22 protein-coding genes are annotated in these 22718 nt (G+C 52.7%); 10 read left to right on the top strand and 12 right to left on the bottom strand.

Translation table 11 applies throughout. The annotated features are described in order from the left end of the window. The first annotated feature begins 134 nt into the window (after positions 1-134). From Q0X64_RS06785 to hflD, 4 genes are read left to right on the top strand one after another with little or no spacing between them, the layout of a single operon-like run. Entirely contained in the window at positions 135-848 is a 714-nt protein-coding gene (locus tag Q0X64_RS06785) for a pseudouridine synthase (protein ID WP_297810342.1), read from the top strand. Further along, positions 751-1134: an NUDIX hydrolase gene (locus Q0X64_RS06780; RefSeq protein WP_297812140.1), complete on the top strand. Its 384-nt coding sequence runs from the start codon at positions 751-753 to the stop codon at positions 1132-1134. The genes Q0X64_RS06785 and Q0X64_RS06780 overlap by 98 nt, the downstream gene beginning before the upstream one ends. Before the next feature lie 4 nt (positions 1135-1138). Further along, the gene (mnmA, locus tag Q0X64_RS06775; RefSeq protein ID WP_297810341.1) at positions 1139-2242 is read left to right on the top strand and encodes a tRNA 2-thiouridine(34) synthase MnmA; all 1104 of its coding nucleotides are present in this window, start codon (positions 1139-1141) and stop codon (positions 2240-2242) included. Beyond that, positions 2239-2868 (top strand): high frequency lysogenization protein HflD, encoded by a 630-nt coding sequence (gene hflD, locus Q0X64_RS06770; RefSeq protein ID WP_297810339.1) that lies wholly within the window; start codon positions 2239-2241, stop codon positions 2866-2868. Before mnmA ends, hflD begins: the two co-directional genes overlap by 4 nt. Here hflD and Q0X64_RS06765 read toward each other — a convergent pair. Together Q0X64_RS06765 and acnB are read right to left on the bottom strand one after the other, a co-directional pair. Continuing rightward, complete coding sequence (locus Q0X64_RS06765) at positions 2853-3572, bottom strand: ABC transporter permease (protein WP_297810337.1); 720 nt, start codon at positions 3570-3572, stop codon at positions 2853-2855. The genes hflD and Q0X64_RS06765 overlap by 16 nt on opposite strands. Before the next feature lie 67 nt (positions 3573-3639). After that, the gene (gene acnB, locus Q0X64_RS06760; protein WP_297810335.1) at positions 3640-6171 is read right to left on the bottom strand and encodes a bifunctional aconitate hydratase 2/2-methylisocitrate dehydratase; all 2532 of its coding nucleotides are present in this window, start codon (positions 6169-6171) and stop codon (positions 3640-3642) included. Positions 6172-6290: 119 nt separating this feature from the next. Between acnB and purB the strand changes: the two genes are divergently transcribed. The 4 genes from purB to Q0X64_RS06740 are packed head-to-tail and all read left to right on the top strand — an operon-like array spanning position 6291 to position 9585. After that, the gene (purB, locus tag Q0X64_RS06755; protein WP_297810332.1) at positions 6291-7658 is read left to right on the top strand and encodes an adenylosuccinate lyase; all 1368 of its coding nucleotides are present in this window, start codon (positions 6291-6293) and stop codon (positions 7656-7658) included. Positions 7659-7660: 2 nt separating this feature from the next. Next, on the top strand, positions 7661-8161 hold the full coding sequence (locus tag Q0X64_RS06750) for a hypothetical protein (protein WP_297810329.1): 501 nt from the start codon (positions 7661-7663) through the stop codon (positions 8159-8161). Beyond that, positions 8158-8946: a secretin N-terminal domain-containing protein gene (locus Q0X64_RS06745; RefSeq protein ID WP_297810326.1), complete on the top strand. Its 789-nt coding sequence runs from the start codon at positions 8158-8160 to the stop codon at positions 8944-8946. Before Q0X64_RS06750 ends, Q0X64_RS06745 begins: the two co-directional genes overlap by 4 nt. 12 nt (positions 8947-8958) lie before the next feature. Further along, entirely contained in the window at positions 8959-9585 is a 627-nt protein-coding gene (locus Q0X64_RS06740) for a nitroreductase family protein (protein ID WP_297810323.1), read from the top strand. A gap of 44 nt (positions 9586-9629) precedes the next feature. Here the strand turns inward: Q0X64_RS06740 and Q0X64_RS06735 are convergent, their stop codons facing one another. The 10 genes from Q0X64_RS06735 to Q0X64_RS06690 form a co-directional block, all read right to left on the bottom strand. Next, a complete protein-coding gene (locus Q0X64_RS06735; protein ID WP_297810320.1) occupies positions 9630-10667 on the bottom strand; it encodes a GGDEF domain-containing protein in 1038 nt (345 codons plus the stop codon). Positions 10668-10689: 22 nt separating this feature from the next. Continuing rightward, positions 10690-11901, bottom strand: a complete 1212-nt coding sequence (locus Q0X64_RS06730; RefSeq protein ID WP_297810317.1) for an argininosuccinate synthase — start codon at positions 11899-11901, stop codon at positions 10690-10692. Between the two features lie 108 nt (positions 11902-12009). Beyond that, positions 12010-12810 (bottom strand): Dam family site-specific DNA-(adenine-N6)-methyltransferase, encoded by an 801-nt coding sequence (locus Q0X64_RS06725; protein WP_297810314.1) that lies wholly within the window; start codon positions 12808-12810, stop codon positions 12010-12012. 74 nt (positions 12811-12884) lie between these two features. Beyond that, positions 12885-14654 carry a dihydrolipoyl dehydrogenase gene (gene lpdA, locus Q0X64_RS06720; RefSeq protein ID WP_297810311.1) on the bottom strand — a complete coding sequence of 590 codons (1770 nt, stop codon included), beginning with the start codon at positions 14652-14654 and terminating at the stop codon, positions 12885-12887. Next, complete coding sequence (gene aceF, locus Q0X64_RS06715) at positions 14651-15991, bottom strand: dihydrolipoyllysine-residue acetyltransferase (protein ID WP_297810309.1); 1341 nt, start codon at positions 15989-15991, stop codon at positions 14651-14653. The genes lpdA and aceF overlap by 4 nt, the downstream gene beginning before the upstream one ends. Positions 15992-15994: 3 nt before the next feature. Then, complete coding sequence (gene aceE, locus Q0X64_RS06710; RefSeq protein WP_297810306.1) at positions 15995-18649, bottom strand: pyruvate dehydrogenase (acetyl-transferring), homodimeric type; 2655 nt, start codon at positions 18647-18649, stop codon at positions 15995-15997. 272 nt (positions 18650-18921) lie between these two features. Then, positions 18922-19497, bottom strand: coding sequence for a protein-methionine-sulfoxide reductase heme-binding subunit MsrQ (locus tag Q0X64_RS06705; protein WP_366517487.1), 576 nt, complete (start codon positions 19495-19497; stop codon positions 18922-18924). Positions 19498-19537: 40 nt separating this feature from the next. After that, positions 19538-20500 (bottom strand): protein-methionine-sulfoxide reductase catalytic subunit MsrP, encoded by a 963-nt coding sequence (gene msrP, locus Q0X64_RS06700; RefSeq protein ID WP_297810303.1) that lies wholly within the window; start codon positions 20498-20500, stop codon positions 19538-19540. Then, positions 20490-21131 carry a DoxX family protein gene (locus Q0X64_RS06695; protein ID WP_297810300.1) on the bottom strand — a complete coding sequence of 214 codons (642 nt, stop codon included), beginning with the start codon at positions 21129-21131 and terminating at the stop codon, positions 20490-20492. The genes msrP and Q0X64_RS06695 overlap by 11 nt, the downstream gene beginning before the upstream one ends. A 71-nt stretch (positions 21132-21202) precedes the next feature. After that, a complete protein-coding gene (locus Q0X64_RS06690; RefSeq protein WP_297810298.1) occupies positions 21203-21526 on the bottom strand; it encodes a low-complexity protein in 324 nt (107 codons plus the stop codon). Between the two features lie 96 nt (positions 21527-21622). Between Q0X64_RS06690 and Q0X64_RS06685 the strand changes: the two genes are divergently transcribed. Together Q0X64_RS06685 and Q0X64_RS06680 are read left to right on the top strand one after the other, a co-directional pair. Next, positions 21623-22234, top strand: coding sequence for a sigma-70 family RNA polymerase sigma factor (locus Q0X64_RS06685; RefSeq protein WP_297810295.1), 612 nt, complete (start codon positions 21623-21625; stop codon positions 22232-22234). A gap of 4 nt (positions 22235-22238) precedes the next feature. Continuing rightward, complete coding sequence (locus tag Q0X64_RS06680; protein WP_297810292.1) at positions 22239-22478, top strand: hypothetical protein; 240 nt, start codon at positions 22239-22241, stop codon at positions 22476-22478. Positions 22479-22718 lie beyond the last annotated feature (240 nt).

The raw sequence follows: 22718 nt of genomic DNA, 5'->3' as shown, positions 1-22718 counted from the left end.
CGTTTTCCAGACGGCGCCGTGCAGGCTTTCTCCGGTACACTGATAAACTCAAACGCCCTTCAGAAACTTGCTTTCGCTGCCCCTGAAGTTTAAAAAGGCGGCATTTTATCATTAAAACCGGCCACACTCCTAATATGAGTCAACTGATCCTGTTCAACAAACCGTTTAATGTGCTGACACAATTCACCGACGGCGCCGACCGGCAGACCTTGAAAGACTTTATTGATATCAGGGACGTATATCCAGGGGGGCGGCTGGATCGGGACAGTGAAGGCCTGGTGTTGCTGACCGACGATGGCCAGTTGCAGCAGTTGATTGCCAACCCGCGTTTCAAACTGCAAAAAACCTACTGGGTACAGGTTGAGCATAAGCCTGATGAACGCGCCCTGCAACAACTACGTGAGGGCCTGGAACTCAAAGATGGCCCCACCCTGCCCGCACAGGCTGAAATTATAGCGCCGCCAGCTATCTGGGACCGGCACCCACCGATACGAGAACGCAAAGCTATTCCTACCCAATGGCTTGAGCTGAGCATTTCCGAAGGTCGCAATCGCCAGGTACGCCGGATGACCGCGGCAGTGGGTCACCCCACCCTGCGCTTGATCCGCGTTGCCATCGGCCCCTGGCAGATTGACAATCTGCAGCCCGGGCAATGGCAAGCGATAGCCGAGGAAGACGTGATAAAATGGCGCAATGATTTGGAAACCCAGAACAACCGTCGCCGCCGTGGTCGAGCAGGACAGTCGCTTCCTGCTGGTCGAAGAAGAAATCAACGGCGAAATGACGTTAAACCAACCCGCCGGCCATCTCGAACCCGACGAAAGCCTGATCGACGCGGCCATTCGTGAAACGCAGGAAGAAACCGCCTGGCAACTTCAGCCGGAGGCACTGGTCGGTATTTATCGCTGGATACATCCGCGCAAAAATGAGACCTATATCCGCTATTGTTTTTGCGGTGCGGTGACCCAACATAATCCACATCAGGAACTGGATGGCGATATCCACCGGGCTGTCTGGCTGACCCTGGATGAAATCAGAGCCAGTCAAAACAGACACCGCAGTCCCCTGGTACTGCAATGCTTTGAGGATTACCTGAGCGGCCATCGCTATTCTTTGGACTTACTACGTAACTAGATTTATGGCAGACACTAATAAAGTCGTCGTCGGCCTTTCCGGCGGTGTCGATTCATCGGTTGCAGCTTTGCTGCTCAAGCAACAGCATGAACAGGTTGAAGGCCTGTTTATGAAAAACTGGGTCGACTTTGCCGATGAGAGCGAATGCACCATTGAAGAAGACCGCAAGGACGCGATGTCCGTGGCCGACACCGTGGGCATCGACTTCCATGAAGCCAACTTCGCGATGGAATACTGGGACTATGTTTTCAAGTATTTCCTCGATGAATACCGTGCCGGCCGTACGCCCAATCCAGATATTCTCTGTAACCGGGAAATCAAGTTCAAAACCTTTCTTGATCACGCGATGGAACTGGGCGGTGTCACCATTGCCACCGGCCACTATGCCCGTGTCGCTGAACGCGACGGCAAATTCCATCTATTAAAAGGCAAGGACAATAACAAGGATCAGAGCTATTTCCTCTACACTCTGGGCCAGGAACAACTCTCACGCACCCTGTTTCCGCTGGGTGAATTGCCCAAGACTGAAGTCCGCGAGATTGCCGAAAAAGCCGGTTTTATCAACCACGATAAAAAAGACAGCACCGGCATCTGCTTTATCGGTGAGCGCCGTTTCCGAGAATTTCTGAGCCGCTACATTCCGGCCCAGCCCGGTGAGATGCGCACGCCTGACGGTGAATATATCGGCGAGCATGCCGGCCTGATGTACTACACGCTGGGTCAGCGTCAGGGCCTGGGCATCGGTGGTCGCAAAAACAGCACTGGTGAACCGTGGTTTGTGGCCGGTAAAGATATGGCAACCCGAACTTTATATGTCGTTCAGGGTGATCATCCCTGGTTGTGGAGCCAGAGCCTGAAAGCCGAACAGCTTTCCTGGGTACTGGGTGAGCCACCTAAGTTGCCCTGCCGTGCTGCAGCCAAAACCCGTTATCGCCAACCCGATCAGCCCTGCACCATTACCCGTGATGATGATGGCTCAATTCATGTGGAGTTTGACGATAAGCAACGTGCCGTGACACCTGGTCAATCGGTGGTCTTTTACCAGGATGATGATTGTCTGGGCGGCGGCATTATTACTTCAACTGATGCACCGGGAGTGCACCCATGAGCGCAGAGCGACTCCGTGACAGAACCATTGCGCTGGCTGCGGTGGTACAGGCGGCGACCCTGGTTCAGCATATCGCCGAAACCGGTCAGGCCAGCCCCACTGATATCGAAACCCTGCTGCAGAGTTTGCTGGTTGAAAACGCAGACACCACTGCCGATGTCTATGGCGGACTGGGTAGTCTCAGACCCGGTCTGCGCGAACTGAATCAGCAACTGTCAAAAAAGAAAGAACAAAAAGATGTGGTATTGCTGCGTTATGTGATCAGTCTTTTGCACCTGGAAAGGCAATTAGCCAAACGCCCGCAAATGATGGAACAGATCGGTCGTGAGATTGATCAGGTGCCGCAACAGGTGGAATATTTCGGCGATATCATGTCACCACAGGTAATTGCCCGCTTTGCCGATATTTATCACCGCACACTGAGTGAATTGAAACCTCAGATCCAGGTATTTGGTGATCCCAACTATCTGCAACAACCGGATAACGTCAATAAAGTCCGCGCCCTGCTGTTGGCTGGTGTCAGAGCCGCCGTGTTATGGCGGCAGAAAGGCGGCCGCCGCTGGCAGTTTCTGTTTCAAAGTGCCCGTATTCTGGCCACCGCGGAAGAACTTTACGCTGCCTGCTGAACAAACTGTCTTCGGCTTATCCTGAGAAAGCAGGCCGTGGATAAACCGGCCGAGCCGAAAATCATGCACATCACCACAATCTGGTAATGTGCCGCCACGATCGGTGACACGCCGGATAAAATCTGGCCCGTCATCATGCCCGGCAAAGACACCAGGCCGACGGCCAGCATCGAGTTGATGGTGGGAATAAAAGCCGCCTGAAACGCTTCATTGCGTGCCTGCGTAAATTCAACGTCTCTTGATAACTCCGCTGCCAAGCGTTCAGCTGCCAGACTGATACTGTTCATCGAGTTGGCAAAAATCATCCCGGCCAGGGGAATCATATAGCGTGGCTCAAACCAGGGGTCGAGACTAATGACCAGCTGAGTCACCAGCAGCAAAGTCAGGCCGCCACCCAGGGCAATACTGATAAAGCCCTGCAGATAGAGTTTGCTTCTCATCGGCTTGACTGTGCCTAATGCAATCCAGCTGGCCGCAATCACCATGATCAGCATCACCGCCACCACTATCCAGGCCTGCTCGGCGGCAAAGATGGTGGTCAGAATATAACCAACCAGCAGCAATTGGATAAGCATTCTCAGGATCGCATAGACCGCATTGCCAGCCTGCAAGGACCATTTCCAGAGGATGGCAATCACCAGCAGCACCGGGACAAAAGCCAGGGCCAGATTCAGCGGTGCGATCGCTTGTATTGATTCATTCATGGGCAGACATAAAAAAGGCTGTTCTCCCGTCAGGAAAACAGCCTTTCTGTTGAATCAGGCAGAGGAATTAACTCGCCGCCTGGCGGTATTCTTCCAATTCGTTAAAGTTAAGGTAACGATAAATTTCCGCCGCCATCGGCTTGATGCCGGCCACCGCTTCCAGGTATTCCGCCACGGTGGGCAGTTTACCCATACTGGCCACGACCGCCGATAACTCCGCTGAGGCCAGATAGACATCAGCATTATTACCCAGACGGTTGGGGAAGTTACGAGTCGAGGTGGATACCACGGTGGCACCATCAGCCACCCTTGCCTGGTTACCCATACATAATGAACAACCCGGCGTTTCGGTGCGCGCACCGACGCGGCCGAAGGTGCTGTAAACGCCCTCTTCGGTCAGCTGATGCTTGTCCATTTTGGTCGGTGGTGCAATCCACAGTTTGACCGGCAGGCTCTTCATGTTTTCCAGCACCTTGCTGGCGGCACGATAGTGACCAATATTGGTCATGCAGGAGCCAATGAAGACCTCATCAATTTGTTCACCCTGCAGTTCAGACAGCGGTTTAATATCGTCGGGATCGTTGGGGCAGGCAAGTAAAGGCTCTTTGATCTCGTTCAGATCAATATCAATCACCGCGGCATATTCGGCATCGGCATCGGGCTCCAGCAGCTCGGGTTTATCCAGCCACTGTTTCATCGAGTCAATACGACGCTGCAGCGTGCGGGCATCTTCATAGCCCTCGGCAATCATCCATTCCATCAAAGCGATATTGGAGTTAAGGAATTCGATAATCGGTTCCTGGTTCAAGCGCACGGTACAGCCGTTTGCACTACGCTCAGCCGAGGCATCGGAGAGTTCAAATGCCTGCTCGACTTTGAGATCGGGCAGCCCTTCGATTTCCAGCACGCGGCCATTGAAGATATTTTTCTTGCCTTTCTTCTCGACGGTCAGCAGGCCCTGCTGAATTGCCGCATATGGAATGGCATTGACCAGGTCACGCAGCGTCACACCCGGTTGCATTTCACCCTTAAAACGAACCAGAACCGATTCCGGCATATCAATGGGCATGACACCCAAAGCGGCGCCGAAGGCCACCAGGCCGGAACCTGCCGGGAAGCTGATACCAATAGGGAAACGGGTGTGTGAGTCACCACCGGTACCGACGGTGTCGGGCAGGATCATACGGTTCAGCCAGGAGTGAATAATGCCATCCCCCGGACGCAGCGAGACGCCGCCACGGGTACTGATAAAGTCTGGCAGATCGTGTTGCAGCTTGATATCGACCGGCTTCGGGTAAGCCGCGGTATGGCAGAAAGACTGCATCACCAGATCGGCCGAGAAACCGAGACAGGCGAGTTCTTTCAATTCATCACGGGTCATGGCACCGGTGGTGTCCTGTGACCCCACGGTGGTGACAATCGGTTCACAGTAGGTGTTGGGTCGCACACCCTCAACACCACAGGCACGGCCGACCATTTTCTGGGCCAGGGTAAAGCCTTTGCCGCTATCTTCCGGTTTGCCCGGACGCACAAACACATCGCTGGGTGCCATGCCCAGGGTTTCCCGCGCCTTGTCAGTCAGACCACGGCCGATAATCAGTGGAATCCGGCCACCGGCACGGACTTCGTCAGCCAGCGTGGTCGGACGAATTTTAAACTCGCTGACCGTTTCACCGTCCTGATTAACGATTTTGCCTTCGTAGGGATAGATGGTGATGACATCACCGGTTTCCATTTTCTGCACATCACATTCGATGGGCATGGCACCGGAATCTTCAGCGGTGTTAAAGAAAATCGGCGCAATATTGTTGGCCAGAATCACGCCGCCCTGGCGCTTATTAGGCACATAAGCAACGTCGTGCCCCATATGCCAGAGCACGGAATTGATAGCTGACTTACGTGATGAACCGGTGCCCACAACATCGCCAACAAAGGCCAGTGGATAGCCTTTTTCTTTGAGCTTTTCGATATCACCGATGGGGTCGTCCATTTTGCTCTGCAGCATGGCTTTGGCATGCAGCGGAATATCGGGACGGCTCCAGGCTTCAGTAGCCGGCGACAGGTCGTCGGTGTTGGTTTCACCGGCAACTTTGAACACGGTCAGGGTAATCTTGTCTTCCAGCTTGGGGCGCGTGGTAAACCACTCAGCCTCGGCCCAGGATTGCAGCACCCGCTTGGCGTATTCATTGGTGTCGGCTTTTTCTACAACATCGTGATAAGCATCGTAAACCATCAGGGTTTTGCACAGGGCTTTTTCGGCTTCGGCGGCGGTCTCTTCGATATCCAGCAGTTCGATCAGAGACTGCACGTTATACCCGCCCATCATGGTGCCGAGCAATTCGGTGGCCCGGACCGGGCTAATCAAATCGCATTTCGTATTGCCCTTGGCGATGTCGGTCAGGAAACCGGCTTTGACAAAGGCCGACTGATCGACACCCGGTGGTACCCGGTGGATCAGCAGGTCCAGCAGTTCTTCGCTGTTGTCATCACCCGCTTTCAGCGATTCGATCAGGCTTGAAACCTGTTCCGCATCCAGTGGTAACGGTGGCAGCCCCTGCTGGGCACGTTCTTCGACATGTGATTGATATTCAGTCAGCACAGATATTCACCTTAAAAGTCTTAAATCCAAACACTGGCATTTTACCTTAAAGCGTCGGGGCACGGCGAACTCTGATATAATTTCGCACAATTTTCTAACTAAGTTTCATCGGAGTATTCATGGATTTAACCGCTTTAACGGCGATTTCCCCGGTTGATGGTCGCTATGCTGGCAAGACCGAAGCATTGCGCCCTTTTTTCAGTGAATATGGCCTGTTGCGTGCCCGTGTCGAAGTCGAACTGCGCTGGTTGCACCTGCTGGGTAACAACGCTGAGATTGAAGAAGTGCCTAAACTCAGCGAGACGGCAGAAGCTTTCATCAACGACATGATTGCCAATTTCTCTGTGGACGATGCCGCCCGTATTAAAGAGATTGAGCGCACCACCAACCACGACGTTAAAGCCGTGGAATACTTCATCAAACAGAAATTCAAGGACAATGCCGAACTGGACGCGGTCAGCGAGTTTGTGCACTTTGCCTGCACCTCGGAAGACATCAATAACACGGCCTACGGCATTATGCTGAAAAATGCCCGCGAACAGGTGATCCTGCCGGAAATGGATACTGTCATTGCTGCCATTCGCAAACTGGCCCAGCAGCATGTCGACACACCGATGATGTCACGCACTCACGGTCAGCCGGCCTCGCCTACTACGCTGGGCAAGGAACTGGCCAATGTGGTTCAGCGGCTGGAACTGCAACGCACCCATGTCGCTGCGGTATTGCTCTACGGCAAGATGAACGGCGCGGTGGGTAACTACAATGCCCACTATGCTGCCTACCCGGAAGTGGACTGGCCAATGATGGCACATGCCTTTGTCACTGGCCTGGGTCTGCGCTGGAACCAGTACACCACTCAGATCGAGCCGCATGATTATGTCGCCGAACTGTTCCAGGCGATGATTCGATTTAACACCGTGCTGATCGATTTCTGCCGCGATGTCTGGAGCTATATCTCTATCGGATACTTCAAACAGAAAACCGTCAAGGGCGAAATCGGTTCATCGACCATGCCCCACAAGGTGAATCCTATCGATTTCGAAAATGCCGAAGGTAACTTAGGCATTGCCAATGCGGTGTTCGATCACCTGGCTTTGAAACTGCCCATTTCACGCTGGCAGCGGGATCTGACCGACTCTACCGTGCTGCGTAATCTGGGTGTCGGTTTTGCCCACTCGGTACTCTCTTACAGCTCGGCATTGAAAGGTATCAGCAAGCTGGAACCGGCACCGGAAGTCATGGCGGCTGATCTGGATGCCAACTGGGAATTGCTGGCCGAACCAATTCAGACTGTGATGCGTCGCTATGGCATTGAGAACCCCTACGAGAAACTCAAAGAGCTGACGCGTGGTCAACGTGTTAACAGGGAAATCATGCAGGACTTTATTAATGGCCTGGATTTGCCGGAAGAAGCCAAAGCCAGCCTCAAGGCGATGACTCCTGCCACTTACCTGGGTAATGCGGCCGAACAGGCCAGAAATGGATAACCATGACCAGCGAGCGTGCGACTGAAGACAATCTGATTCGCTTTGACAGTCGGGAACAAGCGGCCCGGCTGGCTTTCGAGCTGATTAAAAATGCACGCCGTGAAATCTGTTTTTTTGGCCCGCTGATCGACCCGGTCCTGCTCGACAACAGTGAGGTAATTGAAGCCATCAGCGCCTTCTGCCGTCACAGCCGGCGAACACAAGTCCGAATAGTGGTGATTGATACCCAGAAAAACGTGGTTAATAGCCACCAGATCCTGCCGCTGGCACAGAGACTAACCAGTAGTATCAGCATTCATATTGCTGACCGTAAGCATCACGATCTGCGCCAGCAATTCATACTGGTTGATGGCACCGCCTATCTGTTTTGTCCCAATGCAGAGCGCTATCGGGGCCGGATAGAAAAACATGCACCTGCGGAGGTCAAAGACATGCAGCAGGAATTTGAAGAAATCTGGAATCTGAGCAAACCGGACCGCAATACAAGGCGTTTACACCTATGAAATCGGCCCTCATGCTCATCACCCTGCTGCTGTCGTCATGGGCACTGGCTGACAGCATTCACAGCATCACGCTCAAGCACCGTCTGGCCAGCGAACTGTTGCCAGAGATTGAAGCGTTTGTCCCTGACACCGCTACCATACGCGCTTATAACGATACCCTGATCCTGAAGTCTGACCGTGCCACCCTGGCTAATGTGCAGCAACTGGTGGACCAGCTCGACAAGCCGCAACAAGGTCTAATGATCAGCGTGCGTCGCAGCAGCCACGAACTCAAGCAGCAACGTGGCGGTGAAAACCGGGTCGAGATTGGGGTGGATGATGATATCGACGCTGCGGTCAGCATCAACCGCTGGTCTACCCGCGACCACAATGATCTCAATCAGCAATACCGGGCCCGGACTGTGGCCGGCTACCCAGTCTCTATCAGCCTGGGTGAGTCGATGCCGGAACAACAGCAGTTAATCTTCCGGGGGCCGCGTGGTGTTGCTGTAGCCGAAGAAACCCGCTATATCTCCACTGAGAATGGCTTTCAGGCATTACCACAATTATTGCCCGACGGCAGGGTCAGGGTTGAAATTCACCCTTTCTTCAGTAAGCTGTCTCGAGTTGATGGGGATATCAACGCCAGCGACCTCATTACCACTGTCAGCGGCCAAGTCGGTGAATGGCTGGAAATCGGCCGTATCTCAGACAAAGCGATGATACAGCAGGATGGCGTGAGCACCTATCGCAGCCACAGCGGACAGTCTCAGATCCTCTATCTGAAAGTCGAATTATCTAATTAATCAAGAGCCTTTATGAACGTAAAAGAAGCGATCGTCAGTCGACGGTCAGTGAAGCACTATGACCCTGATCATCAGATGAGCGAGGCGGAAGTCCAGGATCTGATGGAACATGTGATCCTGTCGCCCACTGCTTTTAATCTGCAACACTGGCGCTTCGTCAACGTCGTGGATGAGGAAAAGCGCGCGCTGATCCAGGAAGCGGCCTGGGGACAAACGCAAGTCACTGAAGCCTCCATGCTGCTGGTGCTTTGTGCCGATCTCAACGCCTGGGAAAAGGACCCACAGCGCTATTGGCGCAATGCCCCCAAGGAAGTGCAGGATTTCATGCTGCCTGCGATAGAGAATTTCTACACCAACCATCATCAGGGCATGCGTGATGAATGCTTTCGCTCTGCCGGGATTGCCGCCACCAGTATCATGCTGCTGGCGAGAGAAATGGGCTATGATTCCTGCCCGATGGACGGTTTTGATTTTGACAAGGTAGCCCGGATCATCGACCTGCCTCATGACCATATCATCGTGATGATGATCACCATTGGTAAAGCCAAACAGGAAGCACGACCCCGTGCCGGCCAGTTAGCGCTGGAAGAGGTGTTATTTGAAGACAGCTTTCCTAAAAGCCAGCAGAAAAGTAACTAAGTGTTCTTGAAGACCTGTCGCCACAGTGTTGGCGATCTTTAAGCTTATATAGTCGGCGGGGGCGCTTCTGATACGCAGTTGCGCCCTTTCCGTTTGGACATATAAAGGGCACGGTCAGCCCGCTGCATAAAGCTCTCCACGCCTTCTGTTGCTACATAGCGGGCGACACCGAAGGAGATAGTGATTTGCCCCAGGGACTGTTGCGTATCTTTACGCTGAATGCGTTTGGCAGCCACTTCCTGACGAATATTATCAGCGACGGTCTTAGCATTCTGCAAACTGGTATTAAGCAGAATAATCGAGAACTCCTCGCCGCCGTAACGGGCGACCAGATCCCGACCTTTGACACAGTCGCGCAAAGCGTTGGCAATCACTTTCAGCACCTGGTCACCCACCAGATGGCCATGGTTGTCGTTAATATCCTTGAAATTATCCAGATCGCAGAATAGCAGGCAGACATCTAGGCCACTGCTGTCGGCATCATCGGTTACTTTACTTACCAAGTCATCAAAAGCCTTGCGATTGGCCAGTCCGGTCAGGGTATCGGTTTTCGCTTCACGCTTGGTCTGTTCCAGTTCCTGCTTGAGCTTGTTGACTTCCACCATGGCAGTGTTGAGACGTTCAGTCAGCAGTTCTCCATTGTTGATCGCTATCCGGGTTTCATTGAGGATTTCATCAACAATTTCATGGATCTGCTGGGGTGTCATCTCCCTATCAACACGGCTGAGCAGGGTATCAAGATGCTGATTCACTTTGTCATTATGAGCAACACTGCTGCTGACAAAGTTGATGACTTCTTTTATTAGCCGAGCCAGTTCCAGACGCAGCTCGATCACTTCCTTGCGATCTTTTTCCAGGTTGAAAAACTGTTCATGCAACGCTTTACACTGTGCTTCGCTTAAACGCGGGTCACCGGAGAGCATGGCATTGAGCTTCTCCGACAGCTGTGCGTTCTTACCTGACACATGCTCATACCAGACCATGTAATTATCGGGTGTCATCGGCACGCCATGCTTGCGCATCAGAGGCAATGCCAGCCGCATGTATTCGGCGGCTTTATCCGATAATTCGTCGTAGTCCATTTACAGTTTCCTTAGCATCGCATTAGCGTTTTTTACTGCCGGCAATTTTCAAACGCAGCGCGTTCAGCTTGATAAAGCCTTCGGCATCTTTCTGATCATAAGCACCGGCATCATCTTCAAAGGTCGCAATGGATTCATCAAACAGGCTATCGCTTTCAGAGGCACGTCCGACGACAATCACATTACCCTTATAGAGTTTGAGCCTAACCTGACCGTTCACGGTTTTCTGTGATTCATCAATCATTGCCTGCAACATGACGCGTTCCGGTGCCCACCAGTAGCCGTTGTAGATGATCTTGGCGTAGCGCGGCATCAGCTCGTCTTTCAGGTGAGCAGCTTCACGATCCAGAGTCAACGATTCGATCGCACGGTGGGCTTTAAGCATCACGGTACCGGCCGGGGTTTCATAGCAGCCGCGGGATTTCATACCCACGTAACGGTTTTCAACGATATCCAGACGGCCAATGCCGTTATCACCGGCGACCTTGTTCAGGTAAGTCATCACCTGCGCCGGGCTCATACGTTCGCCGTTAATGGCGACGATATCACCGTGCTCATATGTGAGTTCAATATAAGTGGGTTCATCCGGCGCGGCCTCGGGCGAGACCGACCAGCGCCACATCGACTCTTCAGCTTCTGCCCACGGATCTTCCAGAATGCCGCCTTCATAGGAAATATGCAGCAGGTTGGCGTCCATCGAGTATGGCGACTTCTTGCCCTGTTTCATTTCCACCGGAATGCCGTGTTTTTCGGCATAATCCAGCAGTTTCTGACGAGACAGCAGATCCCACTCACGCCATGGCGCAATCACTTTAATGCCAGGATTCAGGGCATAAGCGCCCAGTTCAAACCGAACCTGATCATTACCTTTTCCGGTCGCACCGTGAGCGACGGCTTCAGCACCGGTTTCCCGGGCAATTTCAACCAGACGCTTGGCAATCAGTGGACGGGCGATGGACGTGCCCAGCAGATATTCGCCTTCGTAGATAGCGTTGGCACGGAACATAGGGAACACATAGTCACGGGCAAACTCTTCGCGCAGATCTTCAATAAAGATTTCTTTAATGCCCAGGGCTTTGGCCTTGGCACGGGCCGGCTCAACTTCTTCGCCCTGTCCCAGATCGGCAGTAAAAGTGACTACCTCGGCGTCATATTTATCCTGCAACCACTTTAGAATGACTGAAGTATCGAGGCCGCCTGAGTAGGCCAGTACGACTTTATTAATCTTAGACATGGGCAAATAAAATTCCTGTTATCCGGGCCCGCAAAGCGGTTAAGTCCATTGTGGAGTTTAACGGCAGCGCGAAGCGTTTCTTGAATAAAAAATTGAGGCGATATTGTATCAAAGTCCGCGCAGCGCAAGCACTTCTTTGACGGCTTGACGCTCATTGCCCTTGCAACTGATCAGGCGCGGCGCATCAAGGTATCGCAGACGAAAACCGAGTTCTCGGTAAAGTTTTTTGATCCGGTCAGTGGCCTGGTTGGACAACACCACCGGACCGGGATGACGACTCAACCATTCGGCCAGGCGCACCTGGTCTTCCCAGTCAAAACCCTGCTGGGAATACTGACGAAACGGCGTGTCATAGGGCGGATCAGCGTAAATAAAATCATCATCAGCGACATCAAGCTGTTCAAAATCGACATTGCTGAACTGCCAGTGTGATAACACCGGCTGGTAGTGACTGAAATCATCCTGGTAGTTGATGGTTTTATAACGCCCGAATGGCACGTTATAGCCACCCTTCTTATTGAAACGGCACAGGCCGTTATAACCGGTGCGGTTGAGATAATAAAACAGCTGCGCCGCCATCAGCCGGGCTTCGGGATTACCATTAAGGCGGTTAAAGGTGTCCCGGCTTTTGTAATAAACCTGCTCGTTATTGACCATCTCAATATCAATCACCAGCCCGGCTTTGAGGTGCTGGTAAAAGTTGATCAAAGCCGGATTCAGATCATTAAGCAAGGCTTTGTCGGGATTCAGGCCCAGCGCTACCGACAGACCGCCGCAGAAAGGCTCTACCAAGCGTTTGTCACGATGGTGGCGCCAGTACTTGTTTAAATACTGAATCAACCAGCGCTTGCCGCCGGCCCATTTGAGCGGCGGTTTAAGATTGTGGGACTGTTCGGGTTTTACGGCCATGGCGTGACAGTGTTACATAAAAACGGGGCATGCTCACAGCTGTGCAGCATGCCCCGCTTCGATTCTGACTGGCATTACTTGGAATGCAGTGTCTTGCGTGGCGGCATCAGGTCAGTGATGCTGCCTTCGGCCATTTCCGCAGCGAAACACAGGGTTTCCGACAAGGTCGGGTGCGGATGGATGGTGAGGCCGATATCCTCGGCATCAGCGCCCATTTCCAGTGCCAGTGCCGCTTCAGCAATCAATTCACCTGCATTAGGGCCGACGATTCCGGCGCCAATCAGGCGACCACTGTCTTTTTCAAACAGCGCCTTGGTGAGACCATCATCACGGCCCAGACTCAGGCTACGGCCACTGGCAGCCCAGGGGAAGGCACCTTTCACGTAGTCAATACCTTCTTTCTTGGCCTCGTCTTCGCTCATGCCCATCCACGCCACTTCCGGATCGGTATAAGCCACGGACGGAATGGTCATCGGTTCAAATACCGATTTCTGACCGGCAATGACTTCAGCGGCGACTTTGCCTTCGTGGGTCGCTTTGTGCGCCAGCATCGGCTGACCGACAATATCGCCGATAGCGAAGATATGCGGCACATTAGTGCGCATCTGGCCATCAGTGGCAATAAAGCCCCAGTCATCGACGGCAACACCGGCAGCTTCGGCATCGATCAGTTTGCCGTTGGGGGTACGACCGACTGCCACCAGGATCTTGTCAAAAGTATCTGTTTCTGGCGCATCTTTGCCTTCAAATGTGACCTTCAGGCCTTTTTTCAGTGGCTCAATGTTCGCCACCTTGGTGCTCAGGTAAATATTTTCGTATTTATCCTGCACCCGTTTCAGCAGCGGTTTAACGATATCTTTGTCCGCACCCGGGATCAGGCTGTCCTGCATTTCGACGACCGTGATTTTTGAACCCAGCGCATCGTAGACGGTGGCCATTTCCATGCCGATAATACCACCGCCAATCACCAGCAGGCGTTTGGGAATATCTTCCAGTTCCAGTGCGTCGGTAGAATCCATCATTCGTGGATCATCGTGCGGGAACACCGGGATCGTGGTCACACGTGAACCCGCGGCAATAATACAGTTATCAAAGGAAATGGTTTTGTCGCCATCCTTACCTTCGACTTTCAGCGTGTTGGGGCTGGTAAAGCTGCCGGTGCCGTTAACCACATCGACTTTACGCTGCTTGGCCAGGCCCTGCAGACCACCGGTCAGTTGTTTGACGACACTCTCTTTCCAGGTCGCCAGTTCGCGGATATCAATCTGAGGCTTGCCGAACTTGATACCGTGACCGCCCATTTCATCAGCTTCGTTGATGATTTGTGCGGTATGCAGCAAGGCTTTGGACGGAATACAGCCGACATTCAGACAGACACCGCCGATACGTTCGTGGCGCTCAACCATGATAACTTTTTTGCCCAGATCAGCGGCACGGAAAGCCGCGGTGTATCCACCGGGACCGGAACCCAGCACCAGCACTTCAGCGTGCATATCAGCATCACCGGCCGGTGCAGACGCTGGCGTTGGCGCTGGAGCAGGTTTACTTTCTTCTTTCGGCGCTTCAGCGGTCTCTGCTTTGTCATCTTCCGCAGTATCAGAGGCTTCAGCCGCTTCTACGGTCAGAATCACATCGCCTTCACTGACTTTATCGCCGACCGAGACTTTCAACTCGGCCACTTTACCACTGACCGTGGTCGGGATTTCCATCGCCGCCTTGTCAGATTCCAGGGTAATAATGTCCTGGTTTTCGCTGACCTCTTCGCCTTCGCTGACCAGCACATCAATAATTTCTACGGCATCAAAATCGCCGATATCGGGGACTTTAACCTCGATCAAACTCATAGCAGCACCTTCCTGATATCAGACAACATCTGGCTCAGCATCACGGTGAAACGGGCACCGGCGGCGCCGTCAATCACGCGGTGATCGTAGGAGATGGATAATGGCAGCATCAGGCGAGGTTCGAACTCTTCACCGTTCCAAACCGGCTTCATACTGTGACGGCTGACGCCCAGAATGGCGACTTCCGGCGCATTCACAATCGGGGTGAAATACTGACCACCGATACCGCCCAGACTGGAAATTGAGAAAGTCCCGCCCTGCATGTCCTTGGCACTCAAAGCACCGTCACGGGCACGCTGGCTGATTTCACCCAGCTCACCGGCCAGTTCCAGGAAGCCTTTCTTATCGACATCCTTGATCACCGGCACCATCAAACCGTTGGGCGTATCAACCGCCACACCGATGTTGTAGTACTGCTTGTAGATCAGGCTTTCTTTGTCTTCGCTCAGCGACGCATTGAATTCCGGATATTCTTTCAGACAGGCCACCACAGCTTTCATAATAAAGACCAGCGGCGTCAGGTTAACGCCCTTGTCTTTAGCCATCTGTTTGTTTTCTTTGCGGAATTTTTCCAGCTCGGTGATATCAGCTTCATCAAACTGCGTCACATGCGGAATATTCAGCCAGCAGGCATGCAAATGCTTGCCGGAGATCTTCTTGATGCGTGACAGCTCTTCGGTTTCGATATCGCCGAACTGTTCAAAGTTAACCGTCGGTACAGAAGGAATACCGCTGCCAGCCTGGGCCGGTGCGGCTGCCGGTTGCTGCAGCGCGTTCTTAACATAGCCCTGCACGTCTTCACGGGTAATACGGCCTTTGGGGCCGGTACCGGTCACAGACGACAGCACTACGCCCAGTTCACGGGCAAAACGGCGAATCGACGGTGAGGCATGCGCACGGCGGATACCGGATTTGGTATCAGGCGCATAAGGAATCGATTCGGTCAGCTCCTGCTGCTCTGCCGGTGCTGGCTGTGATGCAGGCGCTGCCGGCGCGGGGGCCGGTTTTTCTTCCTGCTTGGGCGCTTCGGGTTTCGCTTTCGCTGCCGGAGCCGGCTCTTCAGCGGGCTTTTCTTCAGCTGCGGGAGCGGCGCCACCTTCAGCCTCAACCAGCGCGATCACAGTGCCTTCACTGACTTTATCGCCGACTTTGACTTTCAGCTCTTTGACCACACCACCGCTGTCAGCGGGGATCTCCATCATCGCCTTGTCGGACTCTACGGTGATGACTTCCTGCTGGTCATCAATGCTGTCACCCTCGGCAACCAGCACCTCAATGATCTCAACCTCGTCGAAGTCACCAATATCGGGTACTTTAATTTCAATCAAATCTGCCATTGTTTAAGCCTTAACCGGGTTGATTGCTTCCGCATTGATGTCGTATTTCTTGATCGCATCGGCGACAACGTCAGGTTTGATTTCACCCTGCTCGGCCAATGTGCTCAAGGTCGCGACGACAACATGGTAGCGGTCGACTTCAAAGAAACTACGCAGCTTCTCGCGGGTATCACTGCGGCCAAAGCCATCAGTACCCAGCACCGTGTATGGCGCTTTGATCCACGGACGAATCTGCTCGGCATAAATGCGGATGTAGTCGGTTGCGGCAACCACCACGCCCGGCTCTTTTTCCAGGCATTGCGCCACATAGCTTTGTTTCTTGTCAGCACCCGGATTAAGACGGTTGAAGCGATCCACTTCCTGACCGTCACGGGTCAACTCGTTAATACTGGTCGCGCTCCACACGGTAGAGGCCACTTTCCAGTCTTTTTCCAGCATCTCAGCAGCGGCTTCCACTTCACGCAGAATCGTGCCACTACCCAGCAGCTGGGCTTTCAGCTTGTGCTTGCCGCCCTGTCTGAGTTTGTACATGCCCTTGATAATGCCTTCCTCAGCGCCTTCCGGCAGTGCAGGATGCTGGTAGTTTTCGTTCATCGCGGTCAGGTAATAGAACACGTTCTCCTGCTGTTCGTACATGCGTTTCATACCGTCATGCACAATGACGGCGACTTCATACGCATAAGTCGGGTCATAACTGACACAGTTAGGAATGGTATTCGCCATCAGCAGGTTGTGACCATCCTGATGCTGCAGACCTTCGCCGTTCAGCGTAGTCCGACCGGCGGTACCGCCAATCAGGAAGCCACGGGCCTGAATATCACCGGCCAGCCACCACAGGTCGCCGACACGCTGAACACCGAACATCGAGTAATAGATGTAGAACGGCACCATGTTGACGCCATAGTTGCTGTAGGCGGTCGCAGCAGATATCCACTCGGCCATGGAGCCGGCTTCGTTAATGCCCTCTTCCAGGATCTGGCCCTTGGTATCTTCGCGGTACCACATGACCTTACCGGAATCTTCCGGCTCGTAACGCTGACCAGAAGACGAGTAGATACCGACGCTACGGAACAGGCCTTCCATACCGAAGGTACGGGCTTCGTCCGGCACGATTGGTACAATGTTTTTGCCGATCTTCTTGTCGCGGATCAACGCGGTCAGAATACGGACAAATGCCATCGTGGTAGACAACTCACGGTCACCACTGGATTTCAGCACCGCGTCAAACGCTTTCAGTTCAGGGATTTCCAATGCCGGCGCTTCATTATTGCGCTTGGGCAGCGGACCGCCCAGCTCTTCACGGCGTTGCATCAAATATTGTTTCTCGGGACTGTCGTCCTTGAGCTTGATGAACGGAATTTCATCAATATCTTCATCAGAAACCGGGATATTGAAACGGTCACGGAAGCGTTTCATCTGCTCCAGTTCCAGTTTCTTCTGCTGGTGAGTGGTGTTCTGACCTTCACCGGCTTCACCCATGCCATAACCTTTCACGGTTTTCGCCAGGATCACGGTCGGCTGACCAGTGTGTTCCACCGCGCGCTTGTAAGCCGCGTAGATCTTGCGGGGATCGTGACCTCCACGGGACAGGTGCCAGATATCCTCGTCGGTCATATCGGACACCATATCCAGCAGTTCCGGATATTTACCAAAGAAGTGTTTACGCACATAGGCGCCGTCTTTGGCCTTGTAGTTCTGGTATTCACCGTCGACCACTTCTTCCATGCGCTTGAGCAGCAGGCCTTTGGTGTCACGTGCCAGCAACTGATCCCAGCCGCTACCCCAGATGACTTTGACCACGTTCCAGCCGGCGCCACGGAACAGGCCTTCCAGTTCCTGGATGATCTTGCCGTTACCGCGAACCGGGCCGTCGAGACGCTGCAAGTTACAGTTAACAACGTATATCAGGTTGTCGAGTTTTTCACGACCGGCCAGGGTAATCGCACCCAATGATTCCGGTTCGTCCATTTCACCGTCACCCAGGTAAGCCCAGACATGACGGCCTTCAGTGGCCACAATCTCACGGTGCTGCATGTATTTCATGAAGCGCGCCTGGTAAATCGCCAGGATCGGGCCCAGCCCCATTGATACGGTCGGGAACTGCCAGTAATCCGGCATCAACCAGGGGTGAGGGTAGGATGACAGCCCTTTGCCGTCAGATTCGAAACGGAAGTTTTCCAGCTGTTCTTCGCTCAGCCGGCCCTCAAGGAAAGAGCGGGCGTAAATACCGGGTGCCGAGTGGCCCTGGAAGAACACCATATCGGCGCCGTTACCGTAGTTATCGCCTTTATAAAAATGATTGAAGCCGACATCGTAAAGGGTGGCGGCAGAAGAGAAGCTGGCAATATGACCGCCGACCGAGCCGGGTTTCATATTGGCTTTAACCACCATCGCCATCGCATTCCAGCGAATATACGATCTGAGTCTGTGTTCCATCGCCTGATCACCAGGGATGCGTTCTTGCTGATCAACCGGAATCGTGTTGACGTAGGCAGTGTTGGCGCTGTACGGCAGGTTAATCCCGGTACGGCGTGCCATATCAATGAGTTTTTCAATGATAAAGTGCGCTTTTTCTTCACCACCGGCCTCAATCACAGACTCGAGCGCGTCAAGCCATTCCTGAGTTTCCTGTGGATCGTGATCGACAAAATCAGTCATAAATACCTTCTTAAATCATAACGCGATGAATAACAGCGCAACATTGTAACAGCTTTTGCCAGATTTCATCTTTCCAACAGCCGTCTGAAGCGCCGCTTAGCGGCCATTACAGCGAGAAATTTCTTGTCTGACCGGTGCTTAGATCACCGTCATCGATGACGGTGCATGAGCAAAGTTTGCGAAAATCTCAGGGTATAGGAATTCACACACAATCGCTATCGCCAAACTAGCAGACTGGCGTCAGCAACAGCGATGATAAGTAGCGTGAGGATTTACTGGGCGCTGAGCTTTTTCTGCCGCAGATGATGCAGCAGACGCACGCCCAGCAAACCGGTAAGAATGATGATATAAATCACCGGTTCACGGATATCCGCCTTGATCAGCATCAGGAAGTGAATACAGGCGGCAGCGGCAACAAAATAAGTCAGCTTGTGCAGCTTTTTCCAGCGACGGCCACCGAGGCGTTTGACCATTTTGTTGGTGGAGGTGAATACCAGCGGCAACAGGGCTATAAAGTTGATGAACCCCACGGTAATAAACGGCCGTTTGATAATATCGAGCCAGATTTCATACCAGTTGAAAAACTGATCCAGGCCCAGGTAAAGCAGCATATGCACGGTGGCATAGAAAAAGGCGAATAAGCCCAGCATACGGCGGAAGCGTACCAACTGGTTAATGCCGGTCAGCCAGCGCAACGGGGTCACGCACAGCGTAATCAACAGGAAGCGCAGCCCCCACAGACCACTATCACGGGTCACAGCCTCAATCGGGTTGGCACCCAGTTGGTGGGTGAAAAACCCCCAGGTCATGTAAAACAACGGATAAAGGCAGATCAGAAATACCAGCACCTTGAGGTGGCTAAGCCTGATAAAACTGCCCTTATTGTCGTTAGAAATAGCGTTTGAGGTCCATGCCTGAATAGAGCTCAGCAACGTAGTCACCATATCCGTTAAACATCAAAGTATCGCGCTTGAGAAACTCACCGATGCGACGTTCACGGCGCTGACTCCAGCGCGGGTGATTCACATTGGGGTTCACGTTGGAGTAAAAGCCATACTCATTGGCATTGGCTTTCATCCATGCCGTTTGAGGCATCTCTTCAACGAAGCGGATCCGCACCACCGACTTAATACTCTTGAAACCATATTTCCAGGGCACGACCAGCCGCAATGGCGCACCGTTCTGCCCCAGCAATTCTTTACCGTAGAGCCCCACCGAAATCATAGTCAGCGGGTTCATCGCTTCATCCATGCGAAGCCCCTCAACATAAGGCCACTCCAGCACATCGCGGTTTTGGCCGGGCATCTGCTCAGGATCATAAAGCGTGGTGAACTCCACGTATTTAGCTTTGGAGTTGGGTTTGGCGCGTTTTAACAGCTCGGCCAGCGGGAAGCCAATCCAGGGGATCACCATTGACCAGCCTTCGACACAACGCATCCGGTAGATGCGCTCTTCCATCGTGAACGGCTTGACCAGATCATCGTATTCGTAGACACCGGGGTTGTCGCATTCACCGTCGATTTCCACCTTCCAGATTTGCGACTCATCCGGAAACTCGGTGGCATAGAGCGAAGGATCCTCCTTGCCGGTACCGAACTCATAAAAATTATTGTAGGTAGTGATGGCCTCAAAGGTGGTTTTCTCTTCATCAGTAGAAAACGGACTGGGTTTGAGATCCTTGTAAACCTGCAGTTCATCGACCGGCTTACCCAGACCGATAGATGGCGCAGCGGCCAGGGCCAGTCCGGCAGTGATCGAAGTATTGAGGAACTGGCGACGGTTTTTGTAGACCTTGTAATCGGTGACTTCCGACTCCGGCAGATCCCAGGGTTTCCTGCGTCTAATCAACATTTGAATCACCTCTGTTGTGTTGGCATTGGCTGACAATCCAGTAATCCAGGCTCAGATACTTTCCGGCCCCGATAAAAAACAGCACCAACAACATGACAAAATAAGTTGCCGCAAATTCAATTCCGTTGTTGAGCACCACGAAGTTGCCGGTCTCGGTCAGCCAGTCGTAGTGACCGTGTTCCTGCAAAATGGAACGGGCCGCATCCAGTCTTTCAATAGCGCCATCTACATTGTCTGAAGCAAACGGACTCATCTTGTCATGGATGGCCTGCCAGCCGTTTTGCCAGTGTACCGACACTGCAGCCACGACCATCGTGACCATCAGTGGTATCGCTGTCCAGCGCACAGCAAGCCCCAGAATCAGAGCGATGGCGCCGACATACTCGGCCCCCCAGGCCAGGTAGGCCATCACTTCCGGAAACGGCAGGCCCAGCCCCCAATCCGGATTGGCGAACCAGGCGATGGTGTTTTCCAGCGAGCTGTCAGCATCAAACGGATTCCATTTGTTGTTGGCAGCCACCCAGAAAACCGGTGCCAGATACAATCTCAGCAGCAGCGGTGCCAGAAAGTCGACTTGTCGGGTGCTATTCAGCAGCTTGTGCAGGCCGCAGCCCAGTTTTGTTAGCCACATGATATGTTTTCCTTAAAGTGAATAAGGGCTCTTGCGAGCCCTTATTCGGTCCATAAAGGCGGGCTGATAACTTATTTGTTACCACCACATTTGGCTTCGCCGCATTTACCTTCATCCATTTTTTTATCGCCGCCGCATTTGCCTTCTTCGGCTTTCTTATCGGCGCCGCATTTGGCTTCACCACATTTGCCTTCTTCAGTTTTCTTGTCGCCGCCACATTTGGCTTCACCACACTTACCTTCTTCTGCATGGTGTTCAGCCAGTTGCATGTAACCGTTAGACAGTTCCTGAGCAGCAAACGGGTTTTCTGCGCTGGCAATGCTTGGTGACAGAGCCAGACCTGCCGTCATGGCAGCACTGGCGGCAATTGCGATTGATGTTTTCTTGTTACTCATGGTTATATCCTTCTATGTCAGAACAAAAACAACCAGCTATTCATCAGCCAGTCTTGCTACCATAGACTTTTGTGATCGGTGATTGTTACAAACGGAATGAAAAAAAATGCACCGCCCCAGCAAATGGACCAGGAAAAGCTGATTGCAGCGCTGATCGCGGGCGATGCTGCTGCCTTTGACTATGTTGTTACTCAGTACCACAGCATTATGCTGTCAGTAGCGCGGGCCATTATTGGTGAAGCCTTTGCCGATGAGGTGGTCCAGGAGGCCTGGATTTCGGCGATAAAAGCATTGCCGCGTTTTGAAGGCCGCGCCACTTTGAAAACCTGGCTTTTGCAAATCACCAGTAACGGTGCCAAAACTCGCCTGCGCCGGGAAAGCCGACAATTATCACTTGATGACGGCTGGCAAGCTGAACCCGACTATAAATTCGACCATCGTGGCCACCGTATTGATGATGTCCTGCAGTGGAATATGGATACGCCTGAAGCTTTGCTGCAGAACGATCAGTTACGTGACGTGATTGAAAAAACCTATCAGAAATTGCCGCCGCATCAGCGGGCTGTATTGACCATGTCTGATATGGAAGGTCTGGAGATGACAGAAATCTGTAACATTCTGGATATCTCTGCGTCTAATGCACGAGTCCTGTTGCATCGGGCGCGGACGGCATTGCACCACAGTATAGAAAAGTATCAGGAAAGCTAGAACGATGTTTGAATGTAAAGATATCGCTGAAGAAGCCAGCAACTACCTTGATGGCGATCTGCCGCTGCGCAAGCGGATTGGCTTGTTTTTGCATTTGGTGATCTGCAGTTGCTGTCGTCGTTATATGCAACAAATCAAACAAACCATCAGCACTGTCTCTACACTGCGCCCGCGCGAACAGCACGATACTGATACTCAGGCCCTGGCGGAAAAACTGCGCACTATATCAAAGACCGATTCTTGAGTTTTTATCCGCAGCTTTCATGGGATTTTAGTGAAAATATAACCACAGAGGCACAAAGAGTATTAATCCGCAGATTACACAGATAGTCGCAGATTACTCCGAGTAGCACCTAATGAAATGAGGCGTCTTGTCGTTGCAGTCTTTTTAGCTTTGTTCAGTGAAAATCACCATCATCTGCGGATAGCTTTTGTTGACTCTGTGTCCTCTGTGCCTCTGTGGTTAATAAAGCAATCAATCTAA

It is taken from the genome of uncultured Methylophaga sp. (genome assembly GCF_947259025.1).
GTDB lineage: Bacteria > Pseudomonadota > Gammaproteobacteria > Nitrosococcales > Methylophagaceae > Methylophaga.
The sequence above is the reverse complement of the archived record's forward strand: the minus strand, read 5'-3'. Positions and strand labels throughout refer to the sequence as shown.